We start from the raw sequence: 17,705 nt of genomic DNA on the forward strand, positions 1-17,705 counted from the left end.
ACGTTCGTCCTTCTGCGAAACATACATCCGTGCTTGTTTCGGTGTGGACGGTTTCGGTGACCCCGGTCACCCTCGCGGTACGTAACAGCGGCGTAACGAATCGGAAAATACCCGTCTACATCCGTGCACGACCGTCGGTGAGTCGCCGAATTCGAGCGGCAGCGGATGAAGGAGAGAGGTAAATGGCCGGAGCAGATACCGCCGCCAAAGAAACACTCGAGGACTACACGCTGCGCTTCGCCCCCCGGAGCTACCGAAAATGGAGCCCGGCGGTCGTCGGCATCTCCGCGCTCGGCGGCATCGCGTACCTGGCCGATTTCGCGATCGGCGCCAATATCGGCATCGCGCACGGCACCGGAAACGCCCTGATCGGCATCGGTATCTTCGCCATCGTCGTGATGCTCACCGGCTTTCCGCTCGCTTATTACGCGGCGCGCTACAACATCGATCTCGACCTGATCACACGCGGTAGCGGATTCGGTTACTACGGGTCGGTGATCACCAATATCGTGTTCGCGTCGTTCACCTTCATCTTCTTCGCGCTCGAAGGTTCGATCATGGCTCAGGGCCTGTTATTGGGCCTCGGAATTCCCTTGTGGATGGGCTATCTACTCTCCACGATCATCATCTTCCCGCTGGTCATCTACGGGATGAACACCCTGGCCAAACTGCAGGTGTGGACCACTCCCCTGTGGCTGCTGCTGATGGTGGCGCCGTTCGGGTTCCTGCTGCTCAACCACCCCGAATCGGTCGGTTCGTTCTTCGCCTACGGCGGTAAGGACGGCCAGGGTGTAAGCGTGTCCGGTGCGCTGCTGGCCGCCGGTGTGTGCCTGTCGCTGATCGCTCAGATCGCCGAGCAGATCGACTACCTGCGCTTCATGCCGCCGCGCACCCCCGAGAACCGGGCCAAGTGGTGGGGCTGGATGCTGCTTGCCGGGCCCGGCTGGGTGCTGTTCGGTGCGGCCAAGCAGGTCGTCGGCCTGTTCCTCGCGGTGTATCTGATCGCGAATCTGCCTGCGGCGCAGTCGATCGCGAACCAGCCGGTGCACCAGTTCCTGGAGATCTACAAGGACATGGTGCCGGGCTGGCTGGCCATGACCCTCGCGGTGGTGCTGGTGGTCATCAGCCAGGTCAAGATCAACGTGACCAACGCCTACTCCGGCTCGCTGGCCTGGACCAACTCCTACACCCGTGTCACCAAGACCTACCCCGGTCGCCTGGTGTTCCTCGTGGTGAACCTGGTTGTCGCGCTGATCCTGATGGAAGCCAACATGTTCGACTTCCTCAACAGCATCCTCGGCTTCTACGCCAACTGCGGCATCGCCTGGATCGTCACCGTCGCCACCGATATCGCGGTCAACAAGTACCTGCTGAAGATCTCGCCGAAGGTGCCGGAGTTCCGCCGCGGCATGCTCTACGACTTCAACCCCGTTGGCCTGGTCGGTTTCGGGTTGTCGGCGGCGCTGTCGATCATGACCTTCTTCGGCCTGTTCGGTGAGCTGCTGAAGCCGTACTCCCCGCTGGTCGCGGTCCTCGTGTCGTTCATCGCCACCCCGCTCACCGCGCTGGCGACCAAGGGCAAGTACTACCTGCGCCGCTCCGACGACGGCATCGAGACCCCCATGTTCGACGAACACGGCAACCCCTCGGGCGAACTACTCCCCTGCCACGTCACCGGCCTGGAGTTCGAACGTCCCGACATGATCGCCTCGGCCGTCCCCGGCCCCGAGGGCGAGATCCAGTACATCTCGTCGCTGGCCTTGTCGACGGACAAGCACGGCGTGCATCTGCTGCCGCGTCAGCACTGATGTCGACGCCGAAGGCCGTGTGGGTGAATACGTTCGCCCACACGGCTTTCGTGGTTCTCACATGAGTCTGCGCACGACCGTCGACGGCAGGACGCGCAGGGCGTAACCGAGGGGCAGCCACGGCCAGCTGGGAACGTACGCCTTGGCGCGACGTTTCTCGATGGCGGCGACCATGGCGCGTACGCCGGTTTCGGTGTCCACCATGAACTTCGGCTCGTGTTTGATGCGGTCGTTCATCTCCGAGCGGATGTAACCCGGGTAGACCACCGATACATCCACGCCCGGAACGGCTTCGGTGCGCAGACCCTCGGCCAACGCGGCGACGCCTGCCTTGGTGGCGGCATAGGTGGTGAGAGTCTTGGGCATGCCACGCAGCCCCGAGATCGAGGAGATCATGACCAGGTGACCGCGTCCTTGCGCGCGGAAGATCTTCATCGCGGCCTCGGTCTGCGCCAGTGCGGCAAGGAAATTCACCACCGCGGTCTCGCGGTTGGCCGCGTGCTTGCCGGTGCCCAACGGTGCGCCTTTGCCGAGACCCGCATTCACGATCACCCGATCGATAACGCCGAACTCCTCGGCGAATTCGTCGAAGACGGCGAACACGGCAGAGTCGTCGGCGACATCGAGCTGCTTCACCGAAACCACCCGGTCAGGGTGTTTCTCGAGGACTTCCACACGCAGCTCTTCGAGGCGCTCGGTGCGGCGGGCGCACAGGCCCAGGTCGTACCCGAGCGCCGCGAACTGCCTTGCCATCTCCGCGCCGAGGCCCGAGCTGGCGCCGGTGATGAGCACGGTCCCGCGGCTCATGACAGCGCCCCGGTCGAACGTCGCGGTGCTTCGTAGTGCGATTCCATCCACCCACGCTAGCCAGTGTGGGGGCGCGACGCCGACCGGATGGCCACATCGATCCGGTCGGCGGAGGTTTCTCAGCCCTTGTTGTACTTGCTGAAGTCGCCGCGCCAGATCAGCTCTTCGGAGGTGATGACCGCGGGGTTCAGCTTGTCGACCGGGACCGCGTAGGCGATCTTGATGGTCTGCTTGGACCCGGGCGGCAGCTTGCCCTCCATGCCGTACTGGTACTTCTTGTCCAGGGACAGCACGTATTCGGCGGCGGTGCCGTCGGCGCCGTACACCAGGGTGGGGCGCGACCAGTTGTCGAGCGTGGTCTTTCCCGTGTTGTTGAGCTGGAAGGTGAACACCGACACGGTACCCTCGCGCTCCACCTCGTCGGCCTCGACCTTCAGGATCGACAGCTCGACACCCGATTCGAGCTTGCCGATGTCACCCGGGTTCAGCACGCCGTCGGCGTTCGGCGTCGCGGGCGCCTGGGCGGTAGTCGTGGCGGACGTCGACGGGGCGGGCTTGCCACTCGGCAGATCTTCCTGGCATCCGGCCAGCAGCATTCCCGTAGCCACGACGGTGGCGCACAGCGCAATTCGGTTTCGCACGGACAACCCCTCCTGTTGAAAGACGCGCGGGGTCTCCATGAGAACTTCCCCCCGAGCACAGCGAGTGGATCATATACAGCGCGAACCCGTCCGCTCACCTGCCCGGCACCCAACGCCCGTGCCCCACCTGCGATTTCCGCGCCGGAGTTGCCGCCACCGACCTCCGATCACAAGCCGACAAAATAGACTGATCGTTCTGTTTCTGCCGGAAACAGCTATGCCCGCAACGGTTTACGTCGCACATCTATTGAGACTGATCGGTCAACTATGCGAGACTGCGAACCGCTATCCACCATCGAGAACCGAACAGGATCCACCATGTCGTTCACCAAGCTGCTCGCCGCGGGCATCACCGCACTGGCGTTCGGAGCAGTCCTCACCGCAGCCCCCGCCACCGCGGCTCCCCTCGCCCCCGTGGTCGCCCCCGGCGAGCCCGCCCCGGGCGGAGCAACCTCCGGCAGCGCCATCCTCGATGACTTCGCCGACCTCTTCCGCCAGCTCCAGTGCGGCTCCGCCGCCGTCTGCCCCGCCTGAATTCGCACCTGCCCGGGCGGCCTCGACTCCGCCCGGGCAGATCCGGGATTCAGCCGAAGAGTTCGTCCGTACTGGTCGCCGTGACGGCTTGCTCCAGCCACGCATCGAGCTGGTCCAGATCAGTACAGGCGGCGAGCCGCGCGCGTTGAGCGGCAGACAATTCGAGCCCCCGCGCAGTGAGCACGGTCGACACCGCCCGTGCTGCCTGCTCGGCCCGGCCCTCCTCACGCCCTTTCGCCACATATTTCGTGGCGATGCGACCCCGGTACTCGGGAGTGTTCTTCATGAGGTCCTCCAGGCGTCGGCTTGCCGCGAGGGTCAACGCGTCGTCGACGTCGGTGCCAGCAGAGCATCGGTGCGGAACAGATCGAGCAAACCCTCGTGGAGGTAGCTCGGCATGCGGAGCACCTTATGCCGCAAGGTATTCCGCGCGGAATCGGTTACGGCGTGTTGGGGGTGGTGCGGCGTGCCAGGAGGACGGTGACGGTGAAGAGGGCGACGCCTGCGACGGCGAGGACGGCGCCGACGAGGGCGGGGGCGGTGTAGCCGCGGCCTGCGGCGATGACGAGGCCGCCGAGCCAGGCGCCCGCGGCGTTGGCGATGTTGAGGGCGGCGTGGTTGAGGGCGGCGGCGAGGGTTTGGGCGTCGGCGGCGACGTCCATGAGGCGGGTTTGCAGGCCGGGGGCCAGGGCGGCGCCGGAGGCACCGACGAGGAAGGCGCCGATGGCGGCGGTGATCGGGTTGTGGGCGGCGAGGACGAAGCCGGCCAGAATGACCACCATCGCGATCATCGCGGCGAAGATCGACCGGTCGACACCTCGGTCGGCGAGGATGCCGCCGATGATGTTGCCCGCGATCATGCCGAGGCCGAACAGGGCGAGCACGATCGGCACGGCACCGATCGGCATGCCCGCGACGTCGGTCATGGTGGTGGCGATGTAGGTGTACACGGCGAACATGCCGCCGAAGCCGATGGCGCCGACCGCGAGGGTGAGCAACACCTGGGGGCGGCGCAGGGCACCGAGTTCGGTCATCGGGTTGGTGATCTTCATATCGCTCAGGGCGGGCAGATAGCGCCACAGCGCGGCCACGGTCGCGACGCCGATGAAGGTGACGACGACGTAGGCGTCGCGCCAGCCGAAGTGCTGTCCGAGCCAGGTCGCGCCGGGGACACCGACCACATTCGCCACGCTGAGCCCGAGCATCACCGCCGCCACCGCCTTGGCCCGCTGCCCGACAGGCGCGAGCGTCGCGGCGGCGAGGGAGGCCACACCGAAGTACGCACCGTGCGGCAGACCCGACACGAACCGGGCCGCCACCAGCGTCCCGAAGGTCGGCGCGAGCACTGTCGCCGCGTTGCCGAGGGTGAACGCGGCCATCAGCACGATGAGCAGCTTCTTGCGCGGCACCCGCGCGCACAGCGCCGCGATCAACGGCGCGCCCACCACCACGCCGAGCGCATACGCCGACACCGCGTGCCCGGCCGACGGCTCGGAGATGCCGAAGGCGGCGGCGATATCGGGCAGCAGGCCCATGGTCACGAACTCGGTGGTCCCGATGCCGAACCCGCCCAGCGCCAACGCGAGCATCGCCGGGACATGCCAGCTGGTGCGTGGCGCGTCGAGGCGTTCGGGAGTCGCGAGGGAAGAAGTCACGCTTCTATGCAACGGGCCCGAGCATCCCACCGCATCCCGAGACAGCCGTGAGTTATCCCACCTGTGACGACTGCGGTCGACGACGACATCAGCGATCACGCCGGATCGCACCTGCGAAAGCCTTCATTAAGGATCCCGCAGGTCACTCTCATTATATTTTTGTCATCAGAACCGAAACTACAACAGCAGCAATGTAATTCGGGTCTACACACGCAAATCGGAGGGGACAAGATGAAGAATTCGTCGACTGGCGAGGTCAGCCGCACGGGACGAAAAGGACCTGGACGGTTGGCTCGGCGACTCGTCGGCTCGCTCGGCACCGGGGCGGTCGTGGCCGCCGTGGCGACGCTGGTCTTCGCACCCGCGAGTTCGGCCGCGGCGATCACGATGCCGAACGGCCTGAACCCAGGCCTCTGCCTGGACGCACTGACCCTGGACGGGCGCACGGTCGCCAACGGCGCCCGGGCGCAGGTGTGGACGTGCAACGGCGGCGCGCAGCAGAAGTGGATTCCCGGCCCCAACGGCAGTCTGCGCAACGGCCTCGACCAGCGCTTGTGCCTGGACGCGGTGACCCTCGACGGGCGCACACTGACAGGGCGTGTCCAGGTATGGGCCTGCAACGGCGGCAAGCAGCAACAGTGGGTCGTCGGCCCGAGCCACAGCCTGCGCAACGGCCTGGATCAGCGCGTATGCCTGGACGCGGTGACCCTGGACGGCCATACGCTGAACGGACGCGTGCAGGTATATCCCTGTAACGGCGGCGCGCAGCAGCAGTGGTGAGAGCCTGCTGAAACAGAAACGCTCGCATCAGGCGTTCGATGCGAGCGTTTCACGGCTGTGCGGGTTCGCCTCGCGAACCCGCACGAGTTCACTTCAGTGTGCGAGCCAGGTTGGCGTCCAGCGCGCCGAGGAATTCCTCGGTGCTCAGGTAGCCCTGATCGCCGCCGACGAGCAGCGCCAGGTCCTTGGTCATCTGCCCCCCTTCGACGGTCTTGATGACGACGTCCTCGAGCGCCTGCGCGAAGCCGATCACCTCGGGGGTGTTGTCCAGCTTGCCGCGGTGCTCGAGCCCACGGGTCCAGGCGAAGATCGACGCGATCGGGTTGGTCGAGGTCGGCTTGCCCTGCTGGTGCTGGCGGTAGTGCCGGGTGACGGTGCCGTGCGCGGCCTCGGCCTCGCAGGTCTTGCCGTCCGGGGTGAGCAGTACCGAGGTCATCAGGCCCAGCGAACCGAAGCCCTGGGCGACGGTGTCGGACTGCACGTCGCCGTCGTAGTTCTTACAGGCCCACACGTAACCGCCCTCCCACTTCATGGAGGAGGCGACCATGTCGTCGATGAGGCGGTGCTCGTAGGTGAGGCCCGCGGCGTCGAACTCGGCCTTGAACTCGGCGTCGAAGACTTCCTGGAAGGTGTCCTTGAACATGCCGTCGTAGGCCTTGAGGATGGTGTTCTTCGTGGAGAGGTACACCGGGTAGTTCTGCTGCAGGCCGTAGTTGAACGAGGCCCGCGCGAAGTCCTCGATGGACTTCTTGAAGTTGTACATACCCATGACGACGCCGCCGTCCTCGGGCATCTTCACGACCTCGTGCACGATCGGCTCGCTGCCGTCCTCCGGGGTGAAGGTCAGCGTGACGGTGCCCGCCTCGTAGACCTTGAAGTCGGTGGCGCGGTACTGGTCGCCGAACGCGTGGCGGCCGATGATGATCGGCTTGGTCCAGCCGGGCACCAGGCGCGGCACGTTGGAGATGATGATCGGCGCGCGGAAGATGGTGCCACCCAGAATGTTTCGGATGGTGCCGTTGGGCGAGCGCCACATCTTCTTGAGACCGAATTCCTTCACCCGCGCTTCGTCGGGGGTGATGGTGGCGCACTTCACGCCGACGCCGTGCTGCTTGATGGCGTTCGCCGCGTCGATGGTGACCTGGTCGTCTGTCTTGTCGCGGTACTCGATACCGAGGTCGTAGTACTCGAGATTCACGTCGAGATAGGGATGGATCAGCTTGTCCTTGATGAACTGCCAGATGATCCGGGTCATCTCGTCGCCGTCGAGTTCTACGACGGTGCCTTCAACCTTGATCTTGGACATGGATCTTCGTGTCCTCCTCGGTGGGTGCCCTCATTGCACGGCCGGGCGAACACGCTTGTGAGCGGACCCCAGCAGTTCCAACAGACAACGTATATGCCCCGCGTTGTCTGCGGGACGTGTAGGTGCAAACATGACGAGCGTACTGCTGCCCGGGACCTCACCGCGACGGGAGGTCCCGCTGTGCGGCACACCTCGAAACTACTCCGCGCACCCGCACCCCATCCGCCTTCGATCGGTTACCGGGCGGTAACCGCGGCGAGGGCCACGCGGACCTGCCCGTCCCTGGTCAGACAACAATCGGCGCGGCCGTCGCGCGCTCGTCGCCTTCGATCAGGTTTTCCGGCTTGTCCTTGATCATCAGGGCGATCACGACGGCGGCGGCGAGGAAGAATCCCGCCCCGACGTAGAAGGCGACGTCGTAGCTGTAGATCGAGGCGCGTTCGACGAGATGGTCGACGGTTGGGTGCTCGGCGATGTAGTGCTCGGCGGCCTGCACCGACAGCGTGGTGAGCAGTGCGGTGCCCACCGCGCCGCCGACCTGCTGGGCGGCATTGAGCAGGGCGCTGGCCACACCGGAATCCTCGGCGCGCACCTGGTGCAGCGCGACGGCCTGCATACCGACGAACAGCGGGCCCATGCCGAAGGCCATCACGATCTGGGCGGGCAGCACGCTCAGCGCGTAACCGTCGCCGTAGCTCAGCTGCGCCAGCCAGACCAGCCCGATCACGCCGAGCAGGGCGCCGACCACCATCACCGGGCGCGGGCCGAACTTGGGCAGCAGCGAACTGGTGATGCCCGCCGCGATGCCGATGCCGATCGGGAACGGCAGGAACGCGATGCCCGCCTCGAGCGGCGAATATCCCAGGGTGTTCTGGTAGTAGAAGCTGAGGAACAGGAACATGGCGAACATCGCGATGGGGATCAGCAGCGCGGTGAGCAAAGCACCACCGCGGTTGATCTCCCCGGGAATGCGCAGGGGCAGCAGCGGATTCGTCGATCGGGCCTCGATGACGACGAAGACGAGGAGCAACGCGGAACCGGCACCGAGCAGTCCGAGCGTGCTCGGCGCCAGCCAGCCGTGCTCGGCGGCGCGGCTGAATCCGTAGACGATCGCGACCAGACCGAGAGTCACGGTGACGGCACCTGGCAGGTCGTAGCCGCCGGTGCGTGGTGCGGGGATGTCGCGGGCGATCACGGCGAGCGCACCGGCCACCGCGACGAGGGCGATCGGGGTGTTGATCAGCAACGTCCACCGCCAGGACGCGAACTCGGTGAGCGCACCGCCGACGATCAGCCCGAACGCCACCCCACCGGCGGTGATCCCGGCGAACACGGCGAACGCGCGGGCCCGTTCGCGCACGTCGGTGAAGATCACCGACAGCAGCGACAGCGCCGCGGGCGCGAGCAGAGCGGCGAACGCGCCCTGGAGTCCACGGCCGAGGAACAACTGCACGGTGTTCTGCGCCAGGCCCGCCAGCGCCGAGGCGACGGCGAAGCCGACGAGGCCGACCAGGAAGATGCGGCGGCGGCCGAGGTAGTCGGCCATCCGCCCGCCGAGCAGCAGCAATCCGCCGAAGATCAGCGTGTAGGCGGTGATGGCCCACTGTTTGTCGCCGTCGGTGATGGCGAGGTCGCGCTGGGCGTACGGCAGCGCGATGGTGATGACGGTGGCGTCGAGCACCACCATCAGCTGCGCGGCGGAGAGCACGACGAGCGCCCACCATCGCATCGAATTCGCCGGGGCTGCAGCATCTTCGGGTTTCAGTTCGGTGCCGGTCACCTGGGCTCCTCATCGCTCGGCATGCGTCGGCCAATCCTGGCACCGTGCGACAATTGGCGTCAAGAGAAATTTGTCTGACCGCGCCACTTGGCAGGGTGCGACAGGCGTCCGCGCGGAGACGCTAAGCTGGCGAAATGCTCGACTCGACCACTCCGACCGCCGCCGACCGGCCGGCTCCGCCGAGCCTGCGCGAGCGCAAGAAGGCGCAGACCAGGGCCGCGATCGTCGCGATCGGACTCGACCTGTGCGATACACAGGGCTTCGACGCGACAACCGTCGAGCAGATCGCCGCCGGAGCCGACGTATCCCCCCGCACCGTCAACCGGTACTTCGCGCTCAAAGAGGACATCGTGCTCGCCCCGATCGACGACTTCGGCCACGCCGTCGCCGTCGCGCTGCGCGGCCAGCCCGATACCGGCAACGAACTGCGGGCCCTGTGCGGCGCCTACCTCCAGGTGGTCGAGTCCGAGGCCGATGCCGACGGCCTGCGGTTCCTGCACCAGTTCCTGCAGACGCAGCGGATCATGCGGGCCAGCCAGGCGGTCAACGCGCGGGCCCTGGAATACGCGGAGAAGAAGAACGTCGCGGTGTGCGAGGAACTGGCCCGCCGGATGGGGACCACACCCGACGACTTTCTGGTGAAACTGGTCGCGGGCACGTGGCAGACGCTGTGTCACCTCGCCGTCGCCGACACCGAGCACGTACTGCCCACCTCACCGGAGGCGGCGGTGCGGGTCACCCGCGAAGCGATCCTGCGCGCCTATCACGGATTGCGGCAGGTCTGCGGCGCACCGGCCGACGACACACCAGGCTTCGCCGCACCGGCGGCACGGTGATGTGAGGCAGGAAACGCGGGGGAAGTTTCCCCACCGGCGCGATGTCCGGTTAACATGTCGTCCAAGGTCATGAGTACCAGCGCGAAGCCCCGGCTCGCTGGTCGGCAACCCTCCAGCTGCGGTGGGGTGCTCCGGGTGATGACCGGGCTCCCGAAGGTCGGGAGCAAGCGCGCATTTCAGGAGGCCCCCATGTGTTGTTGTCCGTCGATCCGCCCCAGCTGAACCCTGACGCACAACCCCTGGAGCATTGACCATGACCGACGCCGCCCTGCCCGAGAACTGGTCGTTCGAGACCAAGCAGATCCACGCGGGCCAGGCCCCCGACGCGACCACCAACGCGCGGGCACTGCCGATCTACCAGACCACCTCCTACACCTTCCGCGACACCGAGCACGCCGCCGCGCTGTTCGGGCTCGCCGAGCCGGGCAACATCTACACCCGGATCATGAACCCCACCCAGGACGCGGTGGAGCAGCGAGTCGCCGCCCTTGAAGGCGGCGTCGCGGCACTGCTGGTGGCCTCGGGCCAGGCGGCCGAGACCTACGCCATCCTGAATCTGGCAGGCGCCGGTGACCACATCGTGTCCAGCCCGCACCTCTACGGCGGCACCTACAACCTCTTCCACTACTCGCTGCCCAAGCTCGGCATCGAGGTGTCGTTCGTCGAGGACCCCGACGACCTCGCGCAGTGGCAGGCAGCCATCCGCCCCAACACCAAGGCGTTCTACGGCGAGACCATCGCCAACCCGAGCAGCGCGGTGTTCGACATCCCCGGCATCGCCGGTGTCGCCCACGAGAACGGGCTGCCGCTGATCGTCGACAACACCGTCGCCACGCCGTACCTGATCCAGCCGCTCGCCCACGGCGCCGACATCGTGGTGCACTCGGCCACGAAGTACCTCGGCGGCCACGGCGCCGCGGTGGCGGGCGTGATCGTCGACGGCGGCACCTTCGACTGGACCGTGCGTGACGCCGAGGGCAACGCCCGGTTCCCCGGCTTCACCGAGCCCGATCCGAGCTACCACGGCGCGGTCTTCGCCGATCTCGGCGCACCGGCGTTCGCGCTCAAGGCCCGCGTGCAGTTGCTGCGCGACCTCGGCGCGGCGGTGTCACCGTTCAACGCCTTCCTCATCGCCCAGGGCATCGAGACGCTGAGCCTGCGGGTGGAACGGCACGTGAGCAACGCGGTCGAGGTGGCGAAGTTCGTCGCCGCGCAGCCCGGTGTCGACGCGGTGCACTACGCGGGACTCGAGTCCTCGCCCTGGCACGAGCGGGCCAAACAGCTGGCGCCCAAGGGTGCGGGCGCGATCGTGTCGTTCGAGCTGGCAGGCGGTGTCGACGCGGGCAAGAAGTTCGTGGACGCGCTCAGCCTGCACAGCCATGTGGCTAACATCGGTGATGTGCGTTCTCTCGTGATCCACCCGGCGTCGACCACGCACTCGCAGTTGACACCGGAGGAGCAGCTGGCCGCCGGCGTCACTCCCGGCCTGGTCCGGCTCGCGGTGGGTATCGAGGGAATCGACGACATCCTGGCCGATCTGCGGGCCGGTTTCGCGGCGGCGACGACGTGACTGTGAGCACCGAATCGCCGATCACCCGTCCCGGCACCGGGGTGGCCCTGCTGCCACCACCGGACGGGCGACTCGGCGTGGTCGCCATCGGGGACGTGACGCTGGAGAACGGCGCGGTCGTCCCCGATGTGCGGCTGGCGGTGCAACGGTGGGGTGAGCTGTCCCCCACGCTCGACAACGTGGTGCTCGTCGAACACGCGCTCACCGGCGACTCCCATGTCGTCGGTGGGCCCGACGGGGCGCCCGGCTGGTGGGAGGGCATGGTCGGGCCCGGCGCGCCGATCGACACCGACGAGTGGTGTGTGATCGCCACCAATGTGCTCGGTGGCTGTAAGGGCAGCACGGGTCCGTCTTCCCTCGCGCCCGACGGAAAGCCTTGGGGCGCACGGTTTCCCTGGGTCACCATTCGCGATCAGGTGACCGCCGAGGCGCAGTTGCTCGACCTGCTCGGCATCGAGCGGCTCGGTGCCGTCGTCGGCGGGTCGATGGGTGGCATGCGCGTGCTCGAGTGGATCATCGGGCATCCACAGCGGGTGTCGGCGGCGCTGGTGCTCGCCGTCGGCGCACGCGCCACCGCCGATCAGATCGGCACCCAGACCACCCAGATGGCCATCATCACCGCCGACCCGGACTGGCAGGACGGCAACTACCACGGCACCGGCCGCGCGCCGATGACGGGCATGGGCCTGGCCCGGCGCATCGCCCACCTCACCTACCGCACCGAGGGCGAGCTCGAGCACCGTTTCGCCAATCACGCGCAGGGTGACGAGGACCCGTGGGCGGGCGGCCGGTACGCGGTGCAGAGCTACCTCGAGCACCAGGCCGACAAGCTCGGCCAGCGTTTCGACCCGGCCACCTATGTGCTGCTCAGCGAGGCCATGAACCGGCACGACGTGGGTCGCGGCCGCGGTGGTGTGGCCGCCGCGCTGGCCTCGACCCCGGTTCCGTGCGTGGTCGGCGGCGTGGACTCGGACCGCCTGTACCCCTTGCACACTCAGGCCGAGTTGGCCGAAGGTCTGCCCGGCTGTGCGGGTTTGGAGATCGTGCATTCCCGCGACGGGCACGACGGCTTCCTCACCGAGGCCGCGGCGGTGTCCAAACTGCTCACCGAAACGATGCGATTGGCCCGCGAAAACCGCTGAGCCCGTTCAGGACCCGGTGAGCAACGCGACGATCGACCGCACGTAGGCCTGTAGACGTTCGCGCGGATACTCCTGCGGGGAGCTCACCGCCAGCCTGCCGAGCATCTCGGCGACGGTGAGCGTCGAGTTCGCCAGCAGTTCGGCATCCATGCCCGACCAGCGTGGCGACAGCGAGATGCCCACGCGGACAAGCGATTGTGCCCGATCGAGGATGTCGGCGCGGGAATCGCGCAGCGCGGCACGGTATTCGGCGGGCGCGCTGGCCGGGGTGGCGAGAATCAGTCGCCAGCGGGTCGGATTCGCCAGTGCCACATCGACGAACGCCTCGACCGTCGCCGAGGCGGCCGCCACCGGATCGACTCCGAGCAGATCCTGCGGGAGGGTGTCGGCGATCTGCTCGAGCCCACGCTCACGTTCCCGCTCGAGCAGGGCCTCGACGAGTTCGGCACGGGTCTTGAACACCGTGTACAGCACCGGTTTTCCGACACCGGCCTCCTGCGCGACGGCTTCCATGCTCAGTTCGTGCAGTTCCATCCGGCCGAGCACGGTGAACGCGGCGTCGAGCAGTTGCGCGCGGCGTTGTTCGGGCGGCAGGCGCGGGGCATAGCGGCGGCGCGGTCGTTGATCGCGCGTGGCGGTCATCGGTCCTCACCTGCCTCTCCGTCCGGACGACGATACCTCGCATGCCGTGCGCGGAAATCCTACGCACCCGTTGTATTCGATGCGAGCAATTGCTACGGTGGCGTTGTATTCATTGCGAGGTTCGCCCCAGCTGTGCAAAGGAGCACGTGCCATGGCCTTCGATCCGACCACCCTGCGCCGCGACGACTACGGATTCTTCGGTCCGGGCTCCCCCAGCTGGAAGGTCTGGGCGGCACCGACCGCGCTGATCGGTTTCCAGCGCGCGGTCACCCTCGAACACTTCGACCCCTTCCTGACCGCCGCCGTGGCCGACTCCCACGGCATCTACGACAATCCGGCCACCCGCCTCGACCACACCCTCGCCTACTTCCTGCTGGTCGCGGTCGGTGACGGACGCACCGCCGTCCAGGCCGCCGAGCACCTGATGCGGGTGCACGCGCCGATGACGGGCATCGAACCGGTGAGCGGCAAGCGCTACAGCGCCAACAGCCCCGACTCCCAGCTGTGGATCCACATCACCGGCTGGCATTCGGTTCTCAAGGCCTACGAGATGTACGGGCCGGGACCGCTGAGCCCCGACGAGGAGGACCGCTACTGGGCCGAGTGCGCGGTCGCCGCCGAGCTGCAGACCTGCAAGCCGGCCGATGTGCCGCGCGATCGCGCCGAGGTCCGCGCCTATTTCGACCGGGTGCGGCCGCGACTGTGTGTCACCGAGCGGGCCGTCGAGGGCATGCACTACCTGCTGTGGACGCCGCCGAGCAAGGGCTGGCACTTCGCGATCGGCAGCAGGCTGCTCTCGCTGGCGAGCATCCCGAGCCTGCCGCGGTGGATGCGGACGCTCGGCCGGTTCGCCGTTCCGCCGGTGGTCGACCCGCTGATGCGGATTCCGGCGAAGGTCATCGCTTGGACCGCCGCGCGGCGCGACAACTGGGCCATGATCAAGGCCGCGCCGTATATCGCGCCGATGTCGGGAAAGATCCTGGCCGCGCACGCCGCCGCCTCCGCGCCGCCGGAAACACTGGCGACGATCACGCCGCAGCGAGCCAGGAAGCTCTACGGGAGCAAGGGCGACGCGAGCCTGTGGACGGAGTCGCGAGTGAGCGAAACCGCCTGATCAGCAGGTAATTCGATGACTACGCCGTGCGGCGCCTGGCGTCCTCGATGCGATTGATGTTCGTCTCGATCCACTCTCGCAGCGCCGTGATCGGTTCGCGCAGACTGCGGCCGAGATCGGTGAGGGCGTACTCGACGCGCGGCGGCACCGTCGGATACACGGTGCGTTCGACGAACCCGTCCGTCTCCAGCTGACGCAGGGTCTGGGTGAGCATCTTCTGGGAGATGCCGTCGATGCGGCGGCGCAGATCGGTGTAGCGCAGGGTGCCGTCAGCGAGCGCATCGACGATCAGCACGGTCCATTTCCCCGCGATGGTGTCGAGCACCTCGCGCGTCGGGCATTTCGCCGAGTACACGTCGGCCGGTAGTCCGCTGAGTTCGTGAATGGTGGCCACCTGATCGAGCTTAACGCACTTTCAGGTGCCTACTTCCCTATCGGATGTAACTCTCCGATAGTTAGAAACATGATCACGCAGACACTTTCGGTCACCGACGCCATCCGCACCCGCCGCACGGTTCGCCACTACCGGCCCGACCCGATCCCGCCCACCGTCCTCGACGAGCTGCTCGACCTGGTCGTGGAGGCGCCGAGCGCGTGGAACATGCAGGACCGGTCCATCGTCCTGGTACGCAGCGAGCAGGGCCGACGAGCCCTGTCGGAGGCGGCATTCGGGCAGCCGCAGCCGTTGGAGGCGCCCGCGGTGCTGGTATTCGTCGCCGACCCGCACGCTTGGCGTGGGGCCCGGGCCGATATCGCGGAGCGAGCCGTCGCCAATGGGGCATGGAACGAGGAATTCCGGGCGATGTTCGACGGGCGCGCGGAGTACCACTCGCTGAGCGAGCGGGGGTTGCTGCGCGAGAACGCGGTGAAGAACGCGATGATCGCGGCCACCTATGTCATACTCGCCGCGACCGGGCTCGGCCTGGCATCGGCACCGATGAACGGGTGGGACGAGGCGGCGGTGAAACGGGCCGTCGGCATCGACCCCGAGTCGGACCTGGCGATCGCCGTGCTGGTGACGGTCGGATACGGTGCCGGCACCCCGCCGCATCCCGGGCGCAGGCCCCGTCCGCAGACGGTGTTCGCGGAGCGCTACCCCGTGCTCAGCTGACGCCGAGGGTGTTGATGGTGGCCGCGAGGAAGACGATGGCGCTGCCGAGGGCGGTGAGCCAGGCGACGTCGAAGGGCTTGCTGCGAACCGCGAGCAGGCCGACCTGCACGGTCGGCAGGCACAGCCGGAACGCGGCGGCCACCAGAGCCGCGCTGCCGAAGATGAGTGCGCCGCGTCGCCAGCGGTCCCAGGCGACGAAGGCGATCGCGATCACGATCAGCACGCTCACCACGGTCATCGGCAGGTGGCTGCGCAGGTACTGCTGCCACGCGCTCAGCCGCACGACGCGATGCTTGCCGGTGGTCTGCGCCTCGTTCACGATGCCGATTGTCGCAGTGCGGCGCGCTGTCCGCACACAGGGGCCCGCTACCCTGCTGCGGGTGTTCAATGTGATGTTCCATCAGCCGGTGATCCCGCCGAACACCGGTAACGCCATCCGGTTGGTCGCGGGCACCGGGTGCACCCTGCATCTGATCGAGCCCCTCGGTTTCGACCTGTCGGAATCGAAACTGCGCCGCGCGGGGCTGGACTACCACGATCTGGCCTCGGTCACCGTGCACCCCGACCTCGAAACGGCCTGGGCCGCGATCGGACCGCAACGGGTCTTCGCGTTCACCACCCAGGCCACCACCCGCTACACCGACATCGCCTACCAGCCCGGCGACATCCTGCTGTTCGGCACGGAACCGACGGGCCTGCCGCCGGAGGTTCTCACCGATCCGCACATCACCGACCAGGTGCGCGTCCCGATGCTGCCCGGCCGCCGTTCGATGAACCTGTCGAACACCGCCGCCGTCGCGGTGTACGAGGCGTGGCGGCAGCACGGATTCCCGGACGCGGTCTGATCAGTCGATCTCGAAGCGTTTGAAGCGGGAGGTGGCACCCGCGGTGAGGTGGACGGTGGACTTGGGGACGCCGAAATGGTCGGCGAGCAGTTCGACGGCGGCCTTGTTGGCCTTGCCCTCGGTCGCGGGGGCGCGGACGTAGAGGGTGAGGGTGCCGTCGGCGGCGGTTTCGACCAGCGGGCCTTTACGGCTGTTCGGTTTGATCGTCGCCCGCACTGTGGGCACCGGCGGTCTCCTTCGCGGTGTGGGATCGCGGTTTCCGGCGGACGACGCGCAGGACTGCGTAGAGCACGCCGCCGAGCAGGGCGAACAGGCCCAGCCACGGCACCGCCTTGCCCGCGAAGACGACCGCGTCGCCGAGCCAGTCGACCAGCGAGTTCCAGCCGGAGACGATGCCGTCCCAGAACGAGTCGGGCTCGCCCGGCGCCTGCTTCTTCTCGGCGGTGAGGGTGATCGTGAGGGTCGACAAGGCGACCTGGTCGTCGAGGCTGCGTTTCTGGGCGGTGAGGCTGTCGAGTTCGCCCTGCCTGCTCGACAGCGCCTCCTCGGCGGCGATCAGGTCGGCGGTGTTGTTCGCGCCCGCGATCAGCGCTTTCAGCCGGTCGACGGAGGCGCGCAGGGCGTTGATGCGGGCATCGAGGTCCTGCCACTGCATGGTGACGTCGTCGCGGTTGGTGCTGATCTCGGTGACCGTGCCCGCGTCGCCGAGGTCGGTGATGAAGGCGTCGGTCTTGTCGGCGGGCACCCGCACGCTCAGCACGGCGCGCGCGACCCGCTTGTCGGTGCCGGGCTGTTCGGTGCGGCTGTCGACGCGCCCGTTCAGCGCCGTCACCCGGTCGACAACGGTGCCCGCGGCGGCGATCGGGTCGTCGGCGGTGATGTCGACCGAGCCGGTGATCACCTCTTTACGGGTCGACGAATCCGACGGCGCGGGACTTTCTTTCGACGGCGCGCCCTCCCGGAAGCCGGGTGCCACCGCGGGAGCGGACGCGTCGAGAGCCCCGGGTTCGGGACTTCGAACGCCTGCTTCGTCGTCTCCGCACCCGGCCAGGAACATCAGTCCGAGCAACGCGATCATCACCACGGCAAGCTTGCGCATGGTCGCAGCGTAATGCGTTGTGGGCGCGCAGCGGG

20 protein-coding genes and 1 riboswitch are annotated in these 17,705 nt (G+C 67.4%); of the genes, 9 read left to right on the forward strand and 11 right to left on the reverse strand.

The features are described from left to right. Positions 1–182 precede the first annotated feature (182 nt). Positions 183–1,808 carry a hypothetical protein gene (locus AB0I19_RS10600; protein ID WP_357147054.1) on the forward strand — a complete coding sequence of 542 codons (1,626 nt, stop codon included), beginning with the start codon at positions 183–185 and terminating at the stop codon, positions 1,806–1,808. Positions 1,809–1,865: 57 nt separating this feature from the next. Here AB0I19_RS10600 and AB0I19_RS10605 read toward each other — a convergent pair whose 3' ends face one another. Both AB0I19_RS10605 and AB0I19_RS10610 read right to left on the reverse strand, forming a co-directional pair. Continuing rightward, the gene (locus tag AB0I19_RS10605) at positions 1,866–2,615 is read right to left on the reverse strand and encodes an SDR family oxidoreductase (RefSeq protein WP_357147056.1); all 750 of its coding nucleotides are present in this window, start codon (positions 2,613–2,615) and stop codon (positions 1,866–1,868) included. A 119-nt stretch (positions 2,616–2,734) separates the two neighbouring features. Continuing rightward, complete coding sequence (locus tag AB0I19_RS10610; RefSeq protein ID WP_357147059.1) at positions 2,735–3,256, reverse strand: hypothetical protein; 522 nt, start codon at positions 3,254–3,256, stop codon at positions 2,735–2,737. A gap of 318 nt (positions 3,257–3,574) precedes the next feature. Between AB0I19_RS10610 and AB0I19_RS10615 the strand changes: the two genes are divergently transcribed. Beyond that, the gene (locus AB0I19_RS10615; protein ID WP_357147062.1) at positions 3,575–3,790 is read left to right on the forward strand and encodes a hypothetical protein; all 216 of its coding nucleotides are present in this window, start codon (positions 3,575–3,577) and stop codon (positions 3,788–3,790) included. Positions 3,791–3,839: 49 nt separating this feature from the next. On the opposite strand, the gene AB0I19_RS10620 is transcribed toward AB0I19_RS10615, so the two are convergent. Beyond that, on the reverse strand, positions 3,840–4,076 hold the full coding sequence (locus AB0I19_RS10620; RefSeq protein ID WP_357147065.1) for a hypothetical protein: 237 nt from the start codon (positions 4,074–4,076) through the stop codon (positions 3,840–3,842). Positions 4,077–4,230: 154 nt separating this feature from the next. Beyond that, the gene (locus tag AB0I19_RS10625; protein ID WP_357147719.1) at positions 4,231–5,379 is read right to left on the reverse strand and encodes an MFS transporter; all 1,149 of its coding nucleotides are present in this window, start codon (positions 5,377–5,379) and stop codon (positions 4,231–4,233) included. Positions 5,380–5,733: 354 nt separating this feature from the next. Here AB0I19_RS10625 and AB0I19_RS10630 point away from each other — a divergent pair, with 354 nt between their 5' ends. Then, positions 5,734–6,225, forward strand: a complete 492-nt coding sequence (locus tag AB0I19_RS10630) for a ricin-type beta-trefoil lectin domain protein (RefSeq protein WP_357147067.1) — start codon at positions 5,734–5,736, stop codon at positions 6,223–6,225. Positions 6,226–6,313: 88 nt separating this feature from the next. Here AB0I19_RS10630 and AB0I19_RS10635 read toward each other — a convergent pair whose 3' ends face one another. Together AB0I19_RS10635 and AB0I19_RS10640 are read right to left on the reverse strand one after the other, a co-directional pair. Continuing rightward, positions 6,314–7,531 (reverse strand): NADP-dependent isocitrate dehydrogenase, encoded by a 1,218-nt coding sequence (locus AB0I19_RS10635; RefSeq protein WP_067641320.1) that lies wholly within the window; start codon positions 7,529–7,531, stop codon positions 6,314–6,316. Between the two features lie 286 nt (positions 7,532–7,817). Next, complete coding sequence (locus AB0I19_RS10640) at positions 7,818–9,311, reverse strand: MFS transporter (protein WP_357147070.1); 1,494 nt, start codon at positions 9,309–9,311, stop codon at positions 7,818–7,820. Positions 9,312–9,445: 134 nt separating this feature from the next. Here AB0I19_RS10640 and AB0I19_RS10645 point away from each other — a divergent pair, with 134 nt between their 5' ends. From AB0I19_RS10645 to AB0I19_RS10655, 3 genes are all read left to right on the forward strand, one after another. After that, positions 9,446–10,147, forward strand: coding sequence for a TetR family transcriptional regulator (locus tag AB0I19_RS10645; protein WP_357147073.1), 702 nt, complete (start codon positions 9,446–9,448; stop codon positions 10,145–10,147). Between the two features lie 65 nt (positions 10,148–10,212). Beyond that, a riboswitch (SAM riboswitch) is annotated at positions 10,213–10,323 on the forward strand. A gap of 77 nt (positions 10,324–10,400) precedes the next feature. Beyond that, the gene (locus tag AB0I19_RS10650) at positions 10,401–11,717 is read left to right on the forward strand and encodes a bifunctional o-acetylhomoserine/o-acetylserine sulfhydrylase (RefSeq protein ID WP_067641316.1); all 1,317 of its coding nucleotides are present in this window, start codon (positions 10,401–10,403) and stop codon (positions 11,715–11,717) included. Continuing rightward, on the forward strand, positions 11,714–12,859 hold the full coding sequence (locus AB0I19_RS10655) for a homoserine O-acetyltransferase (protein ID WP_067641315.1): 1,146 nt from the start codon (positions 11,714–11,716) through the stop codon (positions 12,857–12,859). The genes AB0I19_RS10650 and AB0I19_RS10655 overlap by 4 nt, the downstream gene beginning before the upstream one ends. Before the next feature lie 6 nt (positions 12,860–12,865). On the opposite strand, the gene AB0I19_RS10660 is transcribed toward AB0I19_RS10655, so the two are convergent. Beyond that, positions 12,866–13,501, reverse strand: coding sequence for a helix-turn-helix domain-containing protein (locus AB0I19_RS10660; protein ID WP_357147076.1), 636 nt, complete (start codon positions 13,499–13,501; stop codon positions 12,866–12,868). 151 nt (positions 13,502–13,652) lie between these two features. Here AB0I19_RS10660 and AB0I19_RS10665 point away from each other — a divergent pair, with 151 nt between their 5' ends. Then, positions 13,653–14,615 (forward strand): oxygenase MpaB family protein, encoded by a 963-nt coding sequence (locus AB0I19_RS10665; protein WP_357147079.1) that lies wholly within the window; start codon positions 13,653–13,655, stop codon positions 14,613–14,615. 19 nt (positions 14,616–14,634) lie between these two features. On the opposite strand, the gene AB0I19_RS10670 is transcribed toward AB0I19_RS10665, so the two are convergent. Next, positions 14,635–15,009 (reverse strand): helix-turn-helix domain-containing protein, encoded by a 375-nt coding sequence (locus AB0I19_RS10670; RefSeq protein ID WP_067641309.1) that lies wholly within the window; start codon positions 15,007–15,009, stop codon positions 14,635–14,637. A 69-nt stretch (positions 15,010–15,078) separates the two neighbouring features. On the opposite strand from AB0I19_RS10670, the gene AB0I19_RS10675 reads away from it, so the two are divergent. Continuing rightward, positions 15,079–15,726, forward strand: a complete 648-nt coding sequence (locus AB0I19_RS10675; RefSeq protein ID WP_357147082.1) for a nitroreductase family protein — start codon at positions 15,079–15,081, stop codon at positions 15,724–15,726. Here AB0I19_RS10675 and AB0I19_RS10680 read toward each other — a convergent pair. Beyond that, on the reverse strand, positions 15,719–16,045 hold the full coding sequence (locus tag AB0I19_RS10680) for a DUF3017 domain-containing protein (RefSeq protein WP_243749857.1): 327 nt from the start codon (positions 16,043–16,045) through the stop codon (positions 15,719–15,721). The genes AB0I19_RS10675 and AB0I19_RS10680 overlap by 8 nt on opposite strands. A 61-nt stretch (positions 16,046–16,106) precedes the next feature. On the opposite strand from AB0I19_RS10680, the gene AB0I19_RS10685 reads away from it, so the two are divergent. After that, positions 16,107–16,571, forward strand: a complete 465-nt coding sequence (locus AB0I19_RS10685) for a tRNA (cytidine(34)-2'-O)-methyltransferase (protein WP_067491179.1) — start codon at positions 16,107–16,109, stop codon at positions 16,569–16,571. Here the strand turns inward: AB0I19_RS10685 and AB0I19_RS10690 are convergent, their stop codons facing one another. Both AB0I19_RS10690 and AB0I19_RS10695 read right to left on the reverse strand, forming a co-directional pair. After that, a complete protein-coding gene (locus tag AB0I19_RS10690) occupies positions 16,572–16,796 on the reverse strand; it encodes a DUF167 domain-containing protein (RefSeq protein ID WP_357147086.1) in 225 nt (74 codons plus the stop codon). Continuing rightward, the gene (locus AB0I19_RS10695; RefSeq protein ID WP_357147089.1) at positions 16,756–17,670 is read right to left on the reverse strand and encodes a DUF4349 domain-containing protein; all 915 of its coding nucleotides are present in this window, start codon (positions 17,668–17,670) and stop codon (positions 16,756–16,758) included. The genes AB0I19_RS10690 and AB0I19_RS10695 overlap by 41 nt, the downstream gene beginning before the upstream one ends. Between the last annotated feature and the right edge of the window lie 35 nt (positions 17,671–17,705).

The organism is Nocardia sp. NPDC050413 (genome assembly GCF_040655475.1).
GTDB lineage: Bacteria > Actinomycetota > Actinomycetes > Mycobacteriales > Mycobacteriaceae > Nocardia > Nocardia coubleae.